Annotated in this window: 18 protein-coding genes; 10 read left to right on the top strand and 8 right to left on the bottom strand. The window is 65.4% G+C overall.

From position 1 onward, the window contains the following. Positions 1–126 precede the first annotated feature (126 nt). The 6 genes from FJ426_RS03700 to FJ426_RS03675 all read left to right on the top strand — a co-directional run bounded on the left by FJ426_RS03700 (position 127) and on the right by FJ426_RS03675 (position 3,255). Positions 127–723, top strand: a complete 597-nt coding sequence (locus tag FJ426_RS03700) for an NADPH-dependent FMN reductase (RefSeq protein ID WP_140491631.1) — start codon at positions 127–129, stop codon at positions 721–723. Further along, positions 720–1,433 carry an orotidine-5'-phosphate decarboxylase gene (pyrF, locus tag FJ426_RS03695; protein ID WP_181165186.1) on the top strand — a complete coding sequence of 238 codons (714 nt, stop codon included), beginning with the start codon at positions 720–722 and terminating at the stop codon, positions 1,431–1,433. Before FJ426_RS03700 ends, pyrF begins: the two co-directional genes overlap by 4 nt. Positions 1,434–1,462: 29 nt before the next feature. After that, complete coding sequence (locus tag FJ426_RS03690) at positions 1,463–1,750, top strand: DUF1330 domain-containing protein (protein WP_140491638.1); 288 nt, start codon at positions 1,463–1,465, stop codon at positions 1,748–1,750. A 277-nt stretch (positions 1,751–2,027) separates the two neighbouring features. Further along, on the top strand, positions 2,028–2,348 hold the full coding sequence (locus FJ426_RS03685) for a helix-turn-helix domain-containing protein (protein ID WP_140491640.1): 321 nt from the start codon (positions 2,028–2,030) through the stop codon (positions 2,346–2,348). Continuing rightward, positions 2,345–2,809: an SRPBCC family protein gene (locus FJ426_RS03680; RefSeq protein ID WP_140514194.1), complete on the top strand. Its 465-nt coding sequence runs from the start codon at positions 2,345–2,347 to the stop codon at positions 2,807–2,809. The genes FJ426_RS03685 and FJ426_RS03680 overlap by 4 nt, the downstream gene beginning before the upstream one ends. Before the next feature lie 29 nt (positions 2,810–2,838). Further along, complete coding sequence (locus FJ426_RS03675) at positions 2,839–3,255, top strand: GFA family protein (protein ID WP_140514192.1); 417 nt, start codon at positions 2,839–2,841, stop codon at positions 3,253–3,255. 26 nt (positions 3,256–3,281) lie between these two features. Here the strand turns inward: FJ426_RS03675 and FJ426_RS03670 are convergent, their stop codons facing one another. The 7 genes from FJ426_RS03670 to FJ426_RS03640 all read right to left on the bottom strand — a co-directional run bounded on the left by FJ426_RS03670 (position 3,282) and on the right by FJ426_RS03640 (position 11,232). After that, on the bottom strand, positions 3,282–4,334 hold the full coding sequence (locus tag FJ426_RS03670; protein ID WP_140559113.1) for a D-alanine:D-lactate ligase-like protein: 1,053 nt from the start codon (positions 4,332–4,334) through the stop codon (positions 3,282–3,284). Between the two features lie 183 nt (positions 4,335–4,517). Then, positions 4,518–5,399 (bottom strand): SMP-30/gluconolactonase/LRE family protein, encoded by an 882-nt coding sequence (locus tag FJ426_RS03665; protein WP_140491648.1) that lies wholly within the window; start codon positions 5,397–5,399, stop codon positions 4,518–4,520. Continuing rightward, positions 5,396–6,040 (bottom strand): 2-dehydro-3-deoxy-6-phosphogalactonate aldolase, encoded by a 645-nt coding sequence (locus FJ426_RS03660; protein WP_140491649.1) that lies wholly within the window; start codon positions 6,038–6,040, stop codon positions 5,396–5,398. The genes FJ426_RS03665 and FJ426_RS03660 overlap by 4 nt, the downstream gene beginning before the upstream one ends. After that, the gene (locus tag FJ426_RS03655) at positions 6,040–7,011 is read right to left on the bottom strand and encodes a 2-dehydro-3-deoxygalactonokinase (protein WP_140491651.1); all 972 of its coding nucleotides are present in this window, start codon (positions 7,009–7,011) and stop codon (positions 6,040–6,042) included. Before FJ426_RS03655 ends, FJ426_RS03660 begins: the two co-directional genes overlap by 1 nt. Continuing rightward, positions 7,008–7,775, bottom strand: a complete 768-nt coding sequence (locus tag FJ426_RS03650; RefSeq protein ID WP_140491653.1) for an SDR family oxidoreductase — start codon at positions 7,773–7,775, stop codon at positions 7,008–7,010. The genes FJ426_RS03655 and FJ426_RS03650 overlap by 4 nt, the downstream gene beginning before the upstream one ends. Positions 7,776–7,932: 157 nt before the next feature. Then, the gene (locus FJ426_RS03645; RefSeq protein ID WP_140491655.1) at positions 7,933–9,282 is read right to left on the bottom strand and encodes an EAL domain-containing protein; all 1,350 of its coding nucleotides are present in this window, start codon (positions 9,280–9,282) and stop codon (positions 7,933–7,935) included. A 153-nt stretch (positions 9,283–9,435) separates the two neighbouring features. Next, positions 9,436–11,232 (bottom strand): GtrA family protein, encoded by a 1,797-nt coding sequence (locus tag FJ426_RS03640; protein ID WP_140559114.1) that lies wholly within the window; start codon positions 11,230–11,232, stop codon positions 9,436–9,438. Positions 11,233–11,394: 162 nt separating this feature from the next. Here FJ426_RS03640 and FJ426_RS03635 point away from each other — a divergent pair, with 162 nt between their 5' ends. The 4 genes from FJ426_RS03635 to FJ426_RS03620 all read left to right on the top strand — a co-directional run bounded on the left by FJ426_RS03635 (position 11,395) and on the right by FJ426_RS03620 (position 15,517). Continuing rightward, the gene (locus FJ426_RS03635; protein ID WP_140514184.1) at positions 11,395–12,405 is read left to right on the top strand and encodes a glycosyltransferase; all 1,011 of its coding nucleotides are present in this window, start codon (positions 11,395–11,397) and stop codon (positions 12,403–12,405) included. Positions 12,406–12,409: 4 nt separating this feature from the next. Then, complete coding sequence (locus FJ426_RS03630; RefSeq protein ID WP_140514183.1) at positions 12,410–12,784, top strand: GtrA family protein; 375 nt, start codon at positions 12,410–12,412, stop codon at positions 12,782–12,784. A gap of 73 nt (positions 12,785–12,857) precedes the next feature. Beyond that, a complete protein-coding gene (gshB, locus tag FJ426_RS03625) occupies positions 12,858–13,799 on the top strand; it encodes a glutathione synthase (RefSeq protein ID WP_140514181.1) in 942 nt (313 codons plus the stop codon). A gap of 185 nt (positions 13,800–13,984) precedes the next feature. Then, positions 13,985–15,517, top strand: a complete 1,533-nt coding sequence (locus tag FJ426_RS03620) for a YifB family Mg chelatase-like AAA ATPase (RefSeq protein WP_140559115.1) — start codon at positions 13,985–13,987, stop codon at positions 15,515–15,517. A gap of 56 nt (positions 15,518–15,573) precedes the next feature. On the opposite strand, the gene FJ426_RS03615 is transcribed toward FJ426_RS03620, so the two are convergent. Next, positions 15,574–17,745, bottom strand: coding sequence for a malate synthase G (locus tag FJ426_RS03615; protein WP_140559116.1), 2,172 nt, complete (start codon positions 17,743–17,745; stop codon positions 15,574–15,576). Positions 17,746–17,923 lie beyond the last annotated feature (178 nt).

Genomic DNA, 17,923 nt, shown 5'->3' with positions numbered 1-17,923 from the left:
GGGACGAAAATGTCTGACTTGGATGCGTTGGCAGATCCTCGGGGCAAGCCCGAGGATGACGCTTTGCCTGATCTGCATTGATTTGAGCGGGCTCTGGCTGTACCTGTCCGGGAACAAGGTTGGCCAATGGCAGTGATCCCAAAAATCCTCGTCTTTGCCGGCTCGGTCCGGGCCGGGGCCTTCAGTGGCAGGACCGCCGACGTGGCGCAGAAGGAACTTGCGGTGCAAGGCGCCGAGGTCACTCGCATCTCGCTTGGCGACTATCCCTTGCCGATCATGGATGAGGATCTGGAGAAGGAAAAAGGCGTCCCCGAAAACGCCCTGAAACTTGCCCGGATGATCATTGCCCATGACGGGCTGCTGATCGCCACGCCCGAATATAACGGCTCCATTCCGCCGCTGCTCAAGAACACGATCGACTGGGTGAGCCGGGTGCGCAAGGATGGCGGCCGTGCGGTGAGGCCGTTTGCCGGCAAGGTCGCCGGCCTCAGTTCGTCTTCCAGCGGACACTTCGCCGGGATACGCTGCATCAACCATCTGCGCGCCGTGCTGGTGCGTTGCCAGATGGAGGTGGTGACGCCGGAATGCTCGGTGCCGGAAGGCGGCAACGCCTTCGACGAGGACGGGCGTTTCAAGGACGAACGACTGCACCGAACCATGGAGCACCTATGCCGCACGCTGATCGAAACCTCACGCATGCTGTCGACCCGGGTCGAGCCGTGATCGCCAACGCCATGCAGACCGACACAATGCGCGAAAGGCTGATCGTCGGCCTCGACGTGCCGAGCTTGAAAGAGGCCGAGAAGGCGGTCCGCGAACTCGACGGCGTCGTCTCCTTCTACAAGATCGGCTATCAGCTCGCCTTCGCCGGCGGGCTCGATTTCGCCAGGGAGCTCGCCAGCGCGGGCAAGAAGATCTTTCTCGACATGAAGCTGCTCGACATCGACAACACTGTGGCCAAGGGGGTCGAGAACATCGTCAAGATGGGCATGACCATGCTGACGCTGCATGCCTACCCGAAGACCATGCGGGCGGCGGTCGAGGCGGCGAGAGGCAGCGAGCTTTGCCTGCTTGCCGTCACCGTGCTGACCTCGATGGACGAACAGGACGTGATCGACGCGGGCTACGAATACGACCCGCACACGCTGGTGCTGAGGCGCGCGGAACAGGCGCTGCATGCCGGCATGGGCGGCATCGTCTGCTCGGCCGCGGAAACAGAGGCGGTGCGCCGCATCGTCGGGCCCGACATGGCGGTGGTAACGCCAGGCATACGCCCCGCCGGCAGCGACCATGGCGACCAGAAGCGCGTGATGACGCCGGCGGATGCCATCCGCAGCGGCTCCAGCCATCTGGTCGTCGGGCGCCCGATCGTCGCCGCGGCGGACAGACGCGCGGCGGCTGAAGCCATCCTCGACGAAATGCGCTCGGCATAATTTCCAACGAACGGCTTCGGAGAAGAGGGATGCCCAAGGGATACTGGATCGCCCGCGTCGATGTGCGCGACGCGGAAGGCTACAAGGATTATGTCGCCGCCGCCAAGCCGGCCTTCGAGCGCTTCGGCGCGAAATTCCTGGCGCGCGGCGGCGAGCATGAGAAGGCAGAAGGGGCCGGCCGCGCGCGCAACGTCGTCATCGAGTTCGAGACGCTTGCCGCCGCGCATGACTGCTACCATTCACCTGAATACCAGCGCGCCGCCGCCATTCGCCAGAAGGTCGCCGACGGCGAGATCGTGCTGGTCGAGGGCGTCTGAGGCTATCCCGGCCGGCATCAGTGCCGGCCGCGGCCTTTGCACGAGTTCCTGAGCTTCACATCCCGCAGCCTGGCCCAGCAGGCGGCGCCCCGACCGGCTATACTTGAGCGATGACCGGCGCAGCCGTTCGACAACGGCCGCGACATGGCCGGCGCACAACGCATTCAGCAATCGACGCTCGAACAGCCCTTACCACGGGTAGTTGCGATGCCGCTGATCACCAGTTGACATGCAGGTGTTTACCTGCATATTATAGCTTTATATCAGAGTGAACCCGATGGACGCGGACAAGGTTTTCAAGGCGCTGGGCGACCCGACACGCAGAAGGCTGCTTGATCTTCTGTGCGAGAAGAACGGGCAGACGCTGGGCCAGCTTTGCGAACATCTCGATATGGCCAGGCAATCCGCCACCCAGCACATCGACCTGCTGGAGGCGGCCAATCTGGTGAGCACGGTCAAACGCGGCCGCGAGAAGCTGCATTTCATCAATCCCGTGCCGCTGCACGAGGTCTACGAGCGCTGGGTGCGCAAATTCGAACGCCAGCGGCTCAGCCTGCTGCACGACCTGAAACAGGAACTCGAAGGAGAAGACAAATGACCGCAGAGACGACCAGCTTTGTCTACGTGACCTACATCCGCTCGACGCCGCAAAAAGTGTTCGAGGCCATAACCAGGCCCGACATCGCACGGCGTTACTGGGGCCATGAGAACGTCTCGGACTGGAAGGCGGGATCGAAATGGGAACATATCCGCGCCAATGACGAGCGCACCGTCGAACTGGTCGGCAAGGTCGTCGAGATCTCGCCGCCGACCCGTCTCGTGATGACCTGGGCAAACGCTTCGCAGGCCGACGATCCGTCGAAATACAGCCGGGTGACGTTCGCCATCGAGGAATACGACACGATGGTGCGGCTGACCGTCAGCCATAACGAACTCGAAGCCGGCAGCGGCATGGCGAAGGGCGTCAGCCAGGGATGGCCGGCGGTGCTGTCCAGCATGAAATCCTTCCTGGAAACCGGCAGCGGCATCGATATTTTCGCCAAGCCGAAATCGGCCTGACCAGCAAATCCGACTGCGGGAAAACGACAATGACCAAACGCTATAGCGGCGGATGCGCATGCGGTGCGATCCGCTATGAAACGAGCAGCGAACCCATCTTTCAAAACCACTGCCAATGCCACGAGTGCCAGAAGCGAAGCGGCACGGGCCACAGCTCCTATCTGACTTTCCCCCGGCGAGCCGATGTGACGATCACGGGCGAAGCGAGCACCTGGCGGGTGGCGGGCGACAGCGGCAACGAAAAGATCCACGCCTTCTGCCCGACCTGTGGAACGCCGGTCTACCTGACGCAGGTCGCAAGGCCGGACCTGATAGCGGTTCACGCGACCAGCCTTGACGATCCCGGCCAGTTCAATCCGCAGGTGGTCACATATGCCATCCGCGGCCATGCCTGGGACAGGATAGATCCTTCCTTGCAGGCATTCGAGCGAATGCCTTTGGGATAGCGTACGGCAGGCAATCTTGCCGCGCTTTAACGGGTCATCCGGTTCGCGGCGGTTTCGGCCATGGCGTCGGCAAGCCCCAAGCCCCATTGAGACCGGCAATAGGCGCGGAAATCGAAGCAAGGCAGGCCGGGGCAGACCTCGAATTCTATGAGGTGAACGGTATCGTCGGGCTCGATCCGGAGATCGATGGAAAACACGTCGCTCAGGCCGAGCCCGCTCATCAGCCGCTCGGCGATGGCGCGGACTTTTGCATCGGCGACCGGCTGGCTTTCGGCGACCGGAAGCAGCAGCGGCTCGGCGTATTTGCCCGCCGCCTTCGCCGCCTCGCCGGTCTCGCCGTAAAGCGCCAGGCTGTCTTCCATGGTCTGGAAATCGGCGCCGGACTCGACGAAGGCGACGCCGAGCGCTTCGACGCCGGTGTCCGGCCTCAGGCCCAGGAAACTGGCGCGCGCATTGCGGCCGCCGACATAGGGCTGGACGACGGCGTCGTCGCGATAGGCGGCGAAAACACGCCGGCTAAGCTCCAGTGCGTGGCCGAGATCGCCGCAGCGCGAATCCGGCCATATGCCGATCTTGGCGCCGAGCCGGTTCGGCTTGACGAACCAGCCGGCGGCGGAAACCGGCGGCTCGACCAGCCATTGTCCGTTGCGCGCCAGGCCGGCCCGCGGCACAGGCAGGGCGAGCGCGTCGAGCACGGCGCCGGAGCGAAACTTGTCCTGGCAGAGCGCGAACAGCGAATCCTCGGCGCCGATCGTCCTCAGGCCGTTCAACCTGGCAAGCGCGGGCGCCGTGCCGCCCCGGAAATAGGCGATGCCGTCGGTCAGCGTCCAGACCAGCGTGGCCGCCGGATCGGCCTTGGCGAGCATATCGGCGGCATCGTCCAGCTCCACCGCTGCGAAGCCGAGATCGCGCCGTTTGAAGGCAGAAGCGAGCGCGTCGAACTCATGCGCGAGATCGGTCGATTGCGCCAGGTAAGAAGCGATTTCGGCGGCACGCTCCGGCGCGTGGCCTTCGGCGAGGAGCCGCTCGAGGCAGGCCTTTTCCGGCTCATGGACGAGGATCAGCCTGGGGCTGGACATGACATGATTCCCAATGGTGCAATTCCACACCATCGCATGGCGAAGACGCCAGGCTTTCGCGAAACCGACGCGGGCCGGACGCCTGCGTGACAGCCGGCCGAATGATCCCGTCAGACGCGGTGCATCGGGGTACCGAGACTCGCGTCAGGCCGAGCCGAAAAGGCCGGCATCACCTGAGGTGCCCTAGGCGATCAGCACGCGGGGCTCGAACCGGCCATTGACCTCGATGTCGAGGAGGAAGGTCATGCCGGCCTGAGGGTCGAGCTGACGCTGCTTGTCGTCCTTGCCGTGCCAGGCCGATGTAACCGCCAGCCGGCTGGCGTTCTTGCCGACAAAGGCCGGGCAGGAAGGCTGCGTCACCGGCATGGCGATCGTGCGCACCAGCTTGCCGTCCGGGGCGTAGCCCTTAACCACCTTGCCGCCCCAGACGGCATTCCACAGGATGCCGTCGCGGTCGAGCACGGAGCCGTCGACGAAGCCCTTGGCCGACCGGTGATCAACGAACACTTTCGGCTCGCCCGCCGGCAGGCCGGTCGCCGGATCGCAAGCGACGCGCATCAACAGGCCGGTCGAGGTGTCGGTGTAATAAGCGAGCGCGCCGTCCGCGGAAAAACAGATCGAGTTCGACACGGTGATGTCGGAGAACAGCTTGCGCAATTCGCCCTTGAAGAACCAGTAGATCGCGCCGGCGCCCTTCTCCTCGCCCTTGCCCATCGTGCCGGTCCAAAGGGCGCCGCAGGGATGGACGCGGGAATCGTTGGAACGGGTGACCGGATTGTCGGCCTCGACAGGTGTGTGCAGCGTCATCCTGCCGGTGGCGACGTCGCGGACAAAAAGCCCGGTTTCGGTGGCGATCAGCTGGCGCTTGTCGTCGATGATGGCGATAGCGCTGGCCATCCGGCCAAGCTCGTGCACCTGGGCCGCGCCGCCGGACAGGCGCTTTTCCAGGAGATGGCCCTTGACGATGTCGAACCAGTAGAGCGTGTCTGTGGCGGGGTCGTAGCTCGGCCCCTCGCCGAGCTGGCAGACATGGTCGGAAAAAACCGAAACGATCGCTTCGCTCATCCTGCGTCTCCGCCGAACACCGCGTCCCAGGCCGTCACCGCCGCCTGGGCCCGCGCGGCCACGTCTTCGACGCTCATGCCCGGCTTGAACAGGCTGGAACCAAGCCCGAAAACCGTGACGCCGGCCGCCTTGTAGCCGGCAAAGTCCTTCTCTGAGACGCCGCCGACCGCGCCGACCAATGTCGAAGCCGGCAGCACCGCGCGGATGGCGGAAATACCGGATGCGCCGAGCACGCTTGCCGGGAAGAATTTCAGCGCCGAGGCGCCGAGCCGGATCGCCAGGAAGGCCTCCGTGGGCGTGAACACGCCGGGCATGGTGACCATGCCGTATTGCATGGCGCGTTCCATCACCTCGGCATCGATATTGGGACTGACCAGCAGCCGGCCGCCGGCTTCGTGCAAGCCATCGACATCGGCCGGCGTCAGCACCGTGCCGGCGCCGACCAGCGCGGCCGGCGGCAGCGCCTTGAGGATGGCGGCGATGGACGCGAACGGATCGGGTGAATTGAGCGGCACCTCGATCGCCTCGATGCCGGCATCGAAGACCGCCTGGCCGATCGCCACCGCCTCGGCAGGCTTGAGGCCGCGCAGGATGGCGACCAGCCCGCGCTTGAGCTTCGGGAACGCAGCGGTCTGGTTCATCAGGCAACTCCGGTTCTGGCGATCATGCCGTTTTCGCGCGCCGCCTCGACCAGGCCGGCACGCACCGCCTCATCCGCGTCGACGGTCCGCACGCCAAGCCCGGCAAGGCCGAGCGCCTGCCGATAAAGCGCCGCAAGCGCGCCGGAGGCAATCAGCACCACCGATGTGGCGCCCGCGGCCTGGCGGCGCCTCGCCGAGGCGATCTCGCCGCCGATCAGCAGGCCCGACAGGCAGGCCGCGGCATCGTCGGCCTTCATGTCCTGGAGCAGACCGGCGGCGCGGATCGAGAACAGTTTTGCGGTGACGTCGCCACCTTCGGTCAACGCCGCACCACACCAGCGGCGGAAGAAAGGGTTCTGCGGGTCGACCGGCTTGGGATGCTCGCCGAGCGAATGGCGCAGGATCGAATGCGCGGCCAGCACCGAGAACAGCTCGCCGGTCGGCCATGTGCCGAAGCCGGCAACGGCGCCGTCCTCAACCAGAACCCATTTCGAATGGGTGCCCGGCATGCAGACGATTTCACGCCCCTTTGCCGGCAAACCGGCGCCGGCAAGCTGTGTCTCCTCGCCGCGCATGACGTCTGGCGCATCGGCCAGGCGTTGGGCAAGGCCGGGCACGATACGAATGTCGCGGCTCTCCCCCGGGATGCGGGCCGCGCCGGCCAGGATGGCGCCGATCGGCGCCGGCACGGTGACATAGGGCGCTTCGAGCCAGCCCTGGCGCGAGCCTGCCATGCCGCAGATGATGACGGGCAGCGTTTCCGGCGCGCCCATGGCGGCGAGATGACCCTCGAGAACCCGGGAAAAGCCCTTCTCGCGCGCGGTGATCAGTCCGTCGTCGCCGCGACGCTCGGCAAGCACCTTGCCGCCGCCGTCGATCAGCCAGGCACGAAGCCGGGTCGTGCCCCAATCGAGCGCCGCGACCGCCGGCACATTGCCGACAAATCGGGGGCCGGCAAACCCGGGGCTCACAGGAAACCTCCGTCGACGATCAGCATTTGCGCGGTCAGCATGCGCGAGGCGTCCGAGGCCAGGAACAGCACGGTGCCGACCAAATCGTCCGGCCGCATGACGTCCTTGATGCACTGCTTGGCGACATGAGAGGCAAGCGCCTGCTCCGTCACCCAGCGTTCCTGCTGCCGTTCCGTGATGACCCAGCCGGGCGCGACGGCGTTGACGCGGATACGGTCGGGCCCGAGCTTGCCGGCCAAACCCTTGGTGAGGCCGAGTATGCCCGCCTTGGCGGCGGTGTAGGCCGGCATGTCGGGGTGGTTGATCAGGTAGGAGGTCGAGGTGAAATTGATGATCGAGCCGCCGCCGGCCCGCTTCATGCCCGGCGCCACCGCCTGCGCGGTGAAGAAATGCGGTCTGAGGTTGATCGCCTGGTTGTTGTCCCAAAACTCCACCGTCACGTCTTCGACGGCGTGGCGTTCGTCCCAGGCGGCATTGTTGACCAGCACGGTGACGTCGCCATGCGCTTCGGCCGCCTTCGCGGCAGACGCCCGGAGCGCTTCGATGTCGCGCAGATCGGACTTGAGGTAGAGCGGCCGGCGGCCGAGCTCTTTCTCGATGCGGTCGGCAAGCGCGGTGCTGGGCTTGTCGGCGATGTCGATGAAGGCGACCTTGGCGCCCTGGCGCATGAAACCCTCGGTCAATGCCGCGCCAATGCCGGAGCCGCCGCCGGTGATCAGCACCGAAGCGCCTTCGAGGTCGGCAAAACGTGCCGATGGCATCATGGTTTTCGTCTCCCGGGTTGACCGGCGCGCATCCTAGCCAGACCGATCCGGCGGGCAAGGGCGAAAAGACGGATTTTGAGGCTTATGTCTGACAAAAAGCCTGGAGACCACGCACAGGCACGGTCGGTCCTCGATCGAGGACCGGTCAATCGCCCGGTCAGATCGCCTTGGCGCGCAAGGCGCCGCGGAAGGAATCGCGGAGATAGCCGAGCGTGGCGTCGGCATCGGCCGGCTTGCCGAACAGATAGCCCTGCCCACCGGCGCAGCCGAACTGGACGAGGCGGTCGGCCTGCGCCTCTTCCTCGATGCCTTCGGCGACGACATCCATGCCGAGCCCTTCGCACATTGCGAGAATGGCGCGGATGATGTGCTCCGACGGGCGGTCATCGAGAATGGAGGAGACGAAGGCGCGGTCGATCTTCAACTTGTCGAAATGGAATTCGCGCAGCCGCCCGAGCGAGGACTGGCCGGTGCCGAAATCGTCGAGCGAGACGCGGATGCCGACGCGGCGCAGGTCCTCGACGATCTGCGCGGCCGAGGCCGGATCGTTCATCAGGCCGGTCTCGGTAATCTCGATCTCCAGCCGGCGCGGATCGAAGCCCGTACGGTCGAGGATCGCCAATATGTGCAGGCCGGTGTTCTGGTCGACGAGCTGCGAGGGCGACAGGTTGAAGGACAGGAACAGGTCCTTCGGCCAACTCCTCGCCGCCTCGGTCGCCTTGCGCAGCACTAGCTGCGACAGCGGGCCGATGATGCCGCGCTCCTCGGCGATCGGAATGAAGACGGTCGGCGGCACCGAGCCGAGATCGCGGTCGGTCCAGCGCGCCAGCGTCTCGAAGCCGATGGTGCGGCGCGTGGTGAGGTCGACGATCGGCTGGAAATGCGGCTCCACCTCGCCGGCCGAGACCGCGCGGCGCAGCGCCTGCTCGATGCGGGTGACGCGCTTGGCCGCCTCTTCCATTTCGCGGGTATAGACGACGACCCGGCCGCGGCCGGACCGCTTGGCATGGTAAAGCGCCGTTTCGGCCTTGTTGATGAGGATCTCGGTGGTCTCGTCGCCGGAATAGAACAGCGAACAGCCGACGGAGGCCGACAGCCTGGCGGTGCGTTCGCCGACATCATACGGGGCCGACAGGATTTCGATCAGCATGCGCGACTTTTCGGCCGCCGCCTCCTCGCTGAACACCAGCGGGTAGAGGAAGGCGAATTCGTCGGCGCCGATGCGGCAGACGGTGGAATGACCGTCCATCGAGGCGCGCAGCCGCATCGCCACCTGGATCAGGATGTCGTCGCCGGCCTTGTGGCCGAACAGATCGTTGATCGGCTTGAAGCCATCAAGGTCGAGAATGCCGACGGTGAAGGGCGCGGGATCGTCGGCACGGTCGCTGATCAGGCGATCGACCTTGTCGAAGAAGCGGCGATGGTTGCCAAGCCCGGTCAACGGATCGGTGAATGCCAGATCCGTGCTCTCCCTGTTTGCCTGACCGGTGCCAAACGAAGTTTGCATCGGTGTCCCTGTTTCTCGAAGTCGGAATTTATTTCCGAGACTGGCAGCAAACCCTTTAGGAAACGTATCGGAAAAATCGATTTTTCGCCGCTGGAGTGCGTTGCCCTCCGCAAAGCCGTCCGGGCTCAACGGCGTCGTCGCTCACGCGGATTCTCAGCCGGCGGGGCGAACGCGATAGAGCTCCAGCGGCGCGCCCTGGGTCTCCGCCACCGGTTCCAGCCAATCCGGCACGCTGCCATGCATCAACCCGGCCAGAAAGCCGTCAGGCGCCTTGGTTGCGAGAAGCCTGGTTTCGGGATTGCCGCGGCAGAGCGCGACAATCCCGACGCGATGGTTTGCCACGACGGCTTTCGCGTCAGTGGCCGAGCCCAGCAAGGCATCGAATACGAGCAGGTTTCCGGCGACGTTGCGGTGGTAGGGCCCAGCGAGCGCGCGATGACCGCTAAAGGCCAGGATCGGCGAGCCGAGATTGGAGATGGCCAGCACCGTGGTGTGAGGCATGCGGGCGAGCGCGGCGAACGAGGCCTTGCTGTTGCAAGGTGCATCGATGCCGGCGTCGGTGACGGCCGCACCGGTCTGGAAGGCGCTCGATGCCGCCTCGGCAGCGCTGGACCAAACCGCATTGACCGAGATCAGCCAGGCTGCGGCCATACGGAGCACGGAGCCACCGGACGGACTGTTTTCGGCGCGCTGCCGCCATTTGGCGATCCAGGCGCAAAGCGGGATCACCGCGAAGGCGATGGAGAAGGTCGAGCCGCGGACCTCCCAGGCACTGACCAGGAAAGCCACCACCAGCAGCGCGCCGACGAGACTGTCCTGCCGCCGCCAGCCGCCCTTGCCGAGACGCAGCGCCATCAGGACGATCGCCACCAGCGGCGTCGCGAAGCGCGCCACCGCTCTGGCCGGATCGGCCGCGACGAGCTGGAATATCGACTGCGCTTCGTCGATATGACCGAGCCACATCTGCTGGAGGCGCGGGTCGAGGCCGGCATAGGGGGCAGCCAGGCATTGCGGGAACAGAAACATCACGACAAGGACAAGCACGAACGCCAGCAGGCCGAGCGAGGCCAGGCGACGGCCGTACGTCGCATTGGCGGCGCTCCATGAGGCGATGACCGCAAGGCCGGCGCCGGCAAGCGCGGCAACCACGAACTGCACGGTCGAGAAGGTGTCGCACTGGGTCTGCCCCCATGCCGACGCCGGTATGGTGGTGATGAAAACAAGGGCCGAGACGGCGGTGACGCCCAAGCCAAAATCCCTGGCGATCAGCCTTTCGCCGCCACCGCTGACGAGGAACAGCAGGGCGACGATGGCGCCCAGGGTTCCAGCATAGGGGGCGCTTTCCATGCCGATCGCCAATGCCAGCGTGGCGCACGCGCCGGCAAACAGGGCGGCTGTCCGGTGGCGAGGTGCTTCAAGCAGCAAAGCCAAGCCGGCCAAGGTCAGCATCAGCTGGACATTGTGGTGATCGAGCGCGCCGGGCGAGAAGATTCCGAGATAATACAAGGCCGCTCCGCCGACCACCGCGGCGGGCAGGACCGCGTGCTCGCCGGCGAAAGCGCGCGCGGCGCGCATGATGGAGAACAGCGCGAGCCAGAATTGCAGGAGAGGCCAAAGCACCTGCACGACCTGCTCGCCCAAAGCGGCACTGCCCGTCAGGGCCGACAGGGCAAGCATGCCGAGCGCCAGCGGGGCGTCGAGCAGCCGCGACCAGTGCATGACGAAGCCACCCTCCAGCCCCATCCTGTACTGGTGCAGGTCGAACCAGCCCTGGCCGGCCAGGAGGTCGCGAACCTCCACCAGTTGCAGCAGGCTGTCATTGTCGCCGGCCGGGTTGGCCAGTTGCGGGAATCCGGCATAGAGATCGAGCGCCAGCAGCAGCAAGGCGGCAAGCAACGCAAACGCTATGTCGGACTTCCAGGTGGAAGCGCCGGTGCTGGCTGTGCTCATCCCATCGCCCCTGGCAGGAATGCCGGGCTTTTTCGGCCAATCGACACTCGTGAAGTCGGCCTTAAACCTAGCCTTAACGGCTTCAATAAATAGTAAAACCGCCTGAACGCGCCTGACTTTCGGCGCGAACCGCGCGTGGCGGCGAGGCACCCGGAGAGGAAAATGCCGCAAGAGCTTCGCTACGAACCCGCCATCGCCGTGCTGCTGCCTTGCTACAACGAGGAATTGACGATCGCCGAGGTGGTGCGGCGCTTCCGCGAGACGCTGCCTTTGGCGACGGTCTATGTCTACGACAACAATTCGCGCGACCTGACCGCGCTCAGGGCCCGCGCCGCCGGCGCCATCGTGGTGCGCGAACCGCGCCAGGGCAAGGGCAATGTGGTGCGGCGCATGTTCGCCGACATCGACGCCGACATTTACCTGATGGCCGACGGCGACGGCACCTATGCGCCGGAAGACGCGCCGCAATTGATCAACACGCTTCTGACCGAGCGCTCCGACATGGCGGTGGGCACCCGGCGCGGCGTCACCGACGATGCCGGCAGGACCGGCCATGCCTTCGGCAACCGCGTCTTCAACAGCCTCTATAAAGGGCTGTTCGGCAGCGATTTCACCGACATCTTCTCGGGCTACCGCGTCTTCACCCGGCGCTTCGTCAAGAGCTTCCCGGCCGTCTCCGGCGGCTTCGAGATCGAGACCGAAATGTCGGTGCATGCCTCGCAGCTCAAATTGCCCGTCAGCGAGATCGCGCTCGATTACGGCAAGCGGCCGGACGGCTCGTCGTCGAAGCTTTCGACGTTTCGCGACGGCGCCAGGATCCTTTGGATGTTCGCCATGCTGATGAAGGAAACGCAACCGCTGCGTTTCTTCGGCGCCTTCGCCCTGGTCTTCCTGGCGTCGAGCCTGTTCCTGATGGCGCCGGTGCTGGTCGAATTCGCCGAGACCGGGCTGGTGCCGCGCATGCCGACATGGGTGCTGTCGGTCGGCCTGCTCTTGCTCTCGATGCTGGCTGGTGTGACTGGGGTGATCCTCGATTCGGTGTCGCGCGGCCGCGCCGAACAGAAGCGCATCTTCTACCTGTCGATGCCTTCGGGCCGCATAGAGCGGCGCGAGCGCGCCAGCGAGCCGACTGCCGCGAAGGCCGGCCCAGGCAAGACGCCTCGCGCCGCATGAAGCGGTGAGCCGTCTTATCCGCTTCCTCTTTGCCGGCGGCATCGGCTTCGTCGCCGACGCGGCCGCCCTCTGGCTGCTGCTTGCCGTCACGCCGCTCGGCCCTTTCAGCGCCCGCATGCTGTCCATCGGCTTTGCACTCTGCGTCACCTGGCAGATAAACCGGCATCTGACCTTCTCGCCGTCGAGCCGCGGCTTGGTGCGGGAAGGTGCCCGCTATGGCAGCATCGGCATAGCCACCAGCATCGCCAACTATCTGGTCTACTGCGCCATCCTTGTCGTCCTGCCGACAACCCCGCCATTGGCCGCCCTTGCTTTCGCTTCGCTGGCCGCCATGGCGCTGTCCTTTCTCGGCTATTCCAGGCTGGTCTTCGACCGCTAGAGGCGTGGCCCGATTGGCAGAAGGCGCCGGGACCCTTATATCGCTCTCTCATCGACCGTGCTGGGGACCTGCCATGAAGCTGAAAATCGCCGTCCAGATGGACCACATCTCCACCGTGTCGATCGCCGGAGACACTTCGTTCGCGCTGTCGCTGGAGGCGCAGCGGCGCGGCCATCAGCTCTACCACTACACGCCCGACCGGCTGTCGCTGCGCGACGGCAAGGTGTTCGCCCGCATCGAGGAGATGCAGGTACGCGACGAGAAGGGCAGCCACTATTCGCTGGGGGAGAAGGTGCGAACCGACCTGTCGGAGATGGACGTGATCCTGCTGAGACAGGATCCGCCCTTCGACATGAACTACATCACCACCACTCACATACTGGAGCGCATCCACCCCAGGACGCTGGTGGTCAACGACCCGGCCTGGGTGCGCAACAGCCCGGAAAAGATCTTCGTCACCGAGTTTTCCGACCTGATGCCGGAAACGCTGATCACCAAGGATCCCCAGGAGGTCGCCGCCTTCCGCAAGGAATTCGGCGACATCATCGTCAAGCCGCTCTACGGCAATGGCGGCGCGGGCATCTTCCACCTGCTGGAGGCCGACCGCAACCTCGCCTCGCTGCTCGAAATGTTCGGCCAGTTGTTCCGTGAGCCCTACATCGTGCAGCGCTACCTGAAGGACGTGCGCAAGGGCGACAAGCGCATCATCCTGATCGACGGCGAACCGGTCGGGGCCATCAACCGGGTGCCGGCCGAGCACGATTCCCGCTCCAACATGCATGTCGGCGGCCGCGCCGAGAAGACCGAGCTGACCGAGCGCGAGCGCGAGATCTGCGCCCGCATCGGGCCGGCACTGAGGGAACGCGGCTTCATCCTCGTCGGCATCGACGTCATCGGCGACTACATGACCGAGATCAACGTGACCTCGCCGACCGGCGTGCGCGAAGTCAAACGCTTCGGCGGCGCCGACATCGCCAGCCTGTTCTGGGACGCGGTGGAGGCCAAGCGGAAATAGCCGTTTTCATTTTGTATTAACCATGTTCCGTTTTTGCAACCGGAGACAATCGCGCCGCAACTTAAGCGATTGCGTGTTCCTGTAATGTTCTTGATTTAGCCGAGGAACTGTGATTGTCTCCGGCCCAGGCCCTTCGCGGCCTGATTGCAAAAGGCTTGGGGCAAGCCCAGATCCGGGGGCAAGACATGGTGGCGCGGGTTCGCACGGTTGCTTTCCAGGGCATCGAGGCCGTGCCGGTCGACGTGCAGGTGATGATCGCGCCCGGCAAGGTCAACATGCACATCGTTGGCCTGGCCGACAAAGCGGTGGCCGAAAGCCGCGAACGGGTGCAGGCGGCACTGCATGCTTCCGGCCTGTCGATGCCGTCCAAGAAGGTCACTGTCAACCTAGCGCCCGCCGACCTGCCCAAGGAGGGCAGCCACTACGATTTGCCGATCGCGCTCGGCCTGATGGCGGCGCTTGGCGCCATTCCGGGCGACATGCTGGCCGGCTATGTCGTGCTTGGCGAACTATCGCTCGACGGCACTATCGCCGCCGTCGCCGGCGCCTTGCCGGCCGCGATTGGGGCCAATTCTGAAGGCAAGGGCCTGATCTGCCCCTTCGCCTGCGGCCCGGAAGCCGCCTGGGCCGGCAAGGACTTTGACATACTCGCGCCGCGCAGCCTGATTGCCATCGCCAATCATTTCCGCGGCACGCAGGTGCTGTCCCGGCCGGAGGCCGGCATCCATGCCGCGGCGCGCGACCTGCCCGATCTTGCCGATATCAAGGGCCAGGAAACCGCCAAACGAGCGCTGGAGGTGGCGGCGGCCGGTGGGCACAACCTGCTGATGGTCGGCCCGCCCGGATCGGGAAAATCGATGCTGGCGCAGCGGCTGCCGTCGATCCTACCGCCGCTGGCGCCGAAGGAACTGCTCGAAGTGTCGATGATCGCCTCCGTCGCCGGCGAGCTCGGCGAAGGCAAGCTGACCGACCGGCGGCCGTTCCGCGCGCCGCACCATTCGGCCTCGATGGCGGCGATGGTCGGCGGCGGCATCCGGGCGCGGCCGGGCGAAGTGTCGCTTGCGCACCACGGCGTGCTGTTCCTCGACGAATTTCCCGAATTCACGCCGCAGACGCTCGATGCGCTCCGCCAGCCGCTCGAGACCGGTGACTGCATGATCGCGCGCGCCAACCACCGCGTCACCTATCCGGCGCGCATCCAGCTTGTGGCGGCGATGAACCCGTGCCGCTGCGGCATGGCCGGCGAGCCCGGCTATCGCTGCCTGCGCGGCGAACGCTGCCGCACCGACTACCAGGCGCGCATCTCGGGACCGCTGCTCGACCGCATCGACCTCAGGATCGAGGTGCCGGCGGTCTCGGCCAGCGACCTGATCCGGCCCGACCGGGCGGAGAAGAGCGCCGACGTGGCGCTGCGCGTTGCGCGTGCCCGCGCCCTCCAGCGCGAGCGCTTCGAACGGCTCGGCGTCACCAGCGCCGCCACGAATGCGCATTGCGCGCCCGCGGTCATCGAGGAGATCGCCATGCCCGACGCATCGGGCCTGTCGCTGCTCAAGGAGGCCAGCGAAAAGCTCGGCTTCTCGGCGCGGGCCTATCACCGCGTGCTGAAGGTGGCGAGAACACTGGCCGATCTCGACGCCAGCGAGACCGTCGGCCGCATTCATCTCGCCGAAGCGATCTCCTACCGGATGAGTTCGGAGCGGGTGGCACAGGCGGCGTAGTTCGCGCTGCTTCGAGAGGAGGGAAACGGAACGCCTGCCGGCTTCAACTCTCCGGTTCAGGCCGCTCCCTTCGCCTTCAGTTCCAGCCTCCGCGCGTGCAGCACCGGCTCGGTATAGCCGTTGGGCTGGATGCGGCCCTTGAAGACGAGGTCGCAGGCGGCCTGGAAGGCGACGGAGCCGTCGAAATCGGCGGCCATCGGCTGGTAAAGCGGGTCGCCTTGGTTCTGCTGGTCGACGATATCAGCCATGCGCCTCATCGTTTCCATCACCTGGTCGGCCGTGCAGACGCCATGGTGCAGCCAGTTGGCGATGTGCTGCGAGGAGATGCGCAGCGTGGCGCGGTCCTCCATCAGGCCGACATCGTTGATATCTGGCACTTTCGAGCAGCCGACGCCCTGGTCGATCCAGCGCACGACATAGCCCAGAATGCCTTGCGCATTGTTGTCGAGTTCCGCCTGGATGTCGGCCGGAGACCAGTTGGGCCGCACCGCGACCGGCACCGACAGGATGTCGTCGAGCTTGGCCTTCGGCCGGCTCTTCAGCGCCGCCTGGACGGCGTGGACATCGACCTTGTGATAGTGGGTGGCGTGCAGCGTCGCCGCAGTCGGCGAAGGCACCCAGGCGGTGTTGGCGCCGGCCCTGGGGTGGGCGATCTTCTCGGTGAGCATCGCCGCCATCAAATCGGGCATCGCCCACATGCCCTTGCCGATCTGGGCATGGCCGGCAAGCCCGCATTCCAGCCCGGTGTCGACATTCCAGGCCTCGTAGGCGGAAATCCAGGCGGCCTGCTTCATGTCGCCCTTGCGGATCATCGGGCCGGCTTCCATCGAGGTGTGGATCTCGTCGCCGGTGCGGTCGAGGAAGCCGGTGTTGATGAACACGACGCGCTCTTTGGCGGCGCGGATCGCCTCCTTGAGGTTGACGGTGGTGCGCCGCTCCTCGTCCATGATGCCCATCTTGATGGTATTCTGGTCCATACCGAGCAGGGCCTCGACGCGATCGAAGATCTCGACGGCGAAGGCGACTTCCTCGGGTCCATGCATCTTGGGTTTCACGACATACATCGAGCCGGCGCGGGAATTGGCGCGGCGGCCGTTCGGCCCGATATCGTGCAGCGCGATCAGCGCGGTCAGCGCGGTGTCCATGATGCCTTCCGGCACCTCGTTGCCGTCTCGGTCCGTTATCGCCGGATTGGTCATGAGGTGGCCGACATTCCTGACCAGCATCAGCGAGCGGCCGGGCAGCGTCACCGTGCCGCCATTTGGCGAGGTGTAGGACCGATCGGGGTTGAGCTTGCGGACAAAAGTCCGGCCGCCCTTGGTGATCTCTTCGGCCAGGTCGCCCTTCATCAGGCCAAGCCAGTTGCGGTAGACGACAACCTTGTCCTGCGCATCCACCGCCGCGACCGAATCCTCGCAGTCCTGGATGGTGGTCAGCGCCGATTCCAGGATGATGTCGGCGATGCCGGCCGGATCGGTACGGCCGATCTGGTTATCGCGGTCGATCAATATCTCGATATGCAGGCCGTTGCTGACCAGCAGCACGGCTTGCGGGTTGGCGGCATCGCCGCGATAAGCGACGAACTGCCTGACATCGGCAAGCGTGGTCGAGCCGGCGCCGGCGCTGAGCCGCAGCGCGCCATTGGCCAGCGAAAGGCCGTTGACGCCGGCCCATTTGCCCGATGTGAGCGGCACCGACTGGTCGAGAAAGTCCTTGGCCCAGGCGACGACTTTCGCACCGCGCGCGGGGTTGAATCCGTTGCCCTTCCCGGCGCCGTCCGTCTCGGGAATCGCGTCGGTGCCGTAAAGCGCATCATAGAGCGAGCCCCAGCGCGCATTGGCGGCGTTGAGCGCATAGCGCGCATTCATCACCGGCACCACAAGCTGCGGCCCGGCGACGACGGCGATCTCGGGATCAACCTTTTCGGTCGTCACCGAGAAGACCGGGCCTTCGGGGACGAGATAGCCGATCTCCTTCAGGAAGGTTTTGTAGGCTTCCATGTCGACCGGCGCGCCATTGGCGCGATACCAGTCATCGAGCTTTTCCTGGATAGCGTCGCGCTTTGCCAGCAGTGCCCGGTTCTTCGGCGCGAGGTCGTGGACGATGGCCGAAAAGCCGTTCCAGAATTTGTCCGGGTCGATGCCGGTGCCCGGAGCGGCCTCGTTGACAACGAAGTCATGAAGTTCGCGGGCGATCCGCAATCCGGCGATTTCGACGCGATCGGTCATCAGGCTACTCCAGATGAAAGGCTTTCGCGGGCCTTTGGCATGTTGGGAGTGCAGGGTCAATTCAGCTTAGGGTGAAGGCAAGGCAGGTAGGCGCGGTTTTTAGGCTTGGTGCCGGCGGCGACGCTGCCAATCTCCCCCCAAGTGGGGGAGATGCCCGGCAGGGCAGAGGGGGGCGCGA

It is taken from the genome of Mesorhizobium sp. B2-6-4, from assembly GCF_006441495.1.
Taxonomy (GTDB): domain Bacteria; phylum Pseudomonadota; class Alphaproteobacteria; order Rhizobiales; family Rhizobiaceae; genus Mesorhizobium.
The sequence above is the reverse complement of the archived record's forward strand: the minus strand, read 5'-3'. Positions and strand labels throughout refer to the sequence as shown.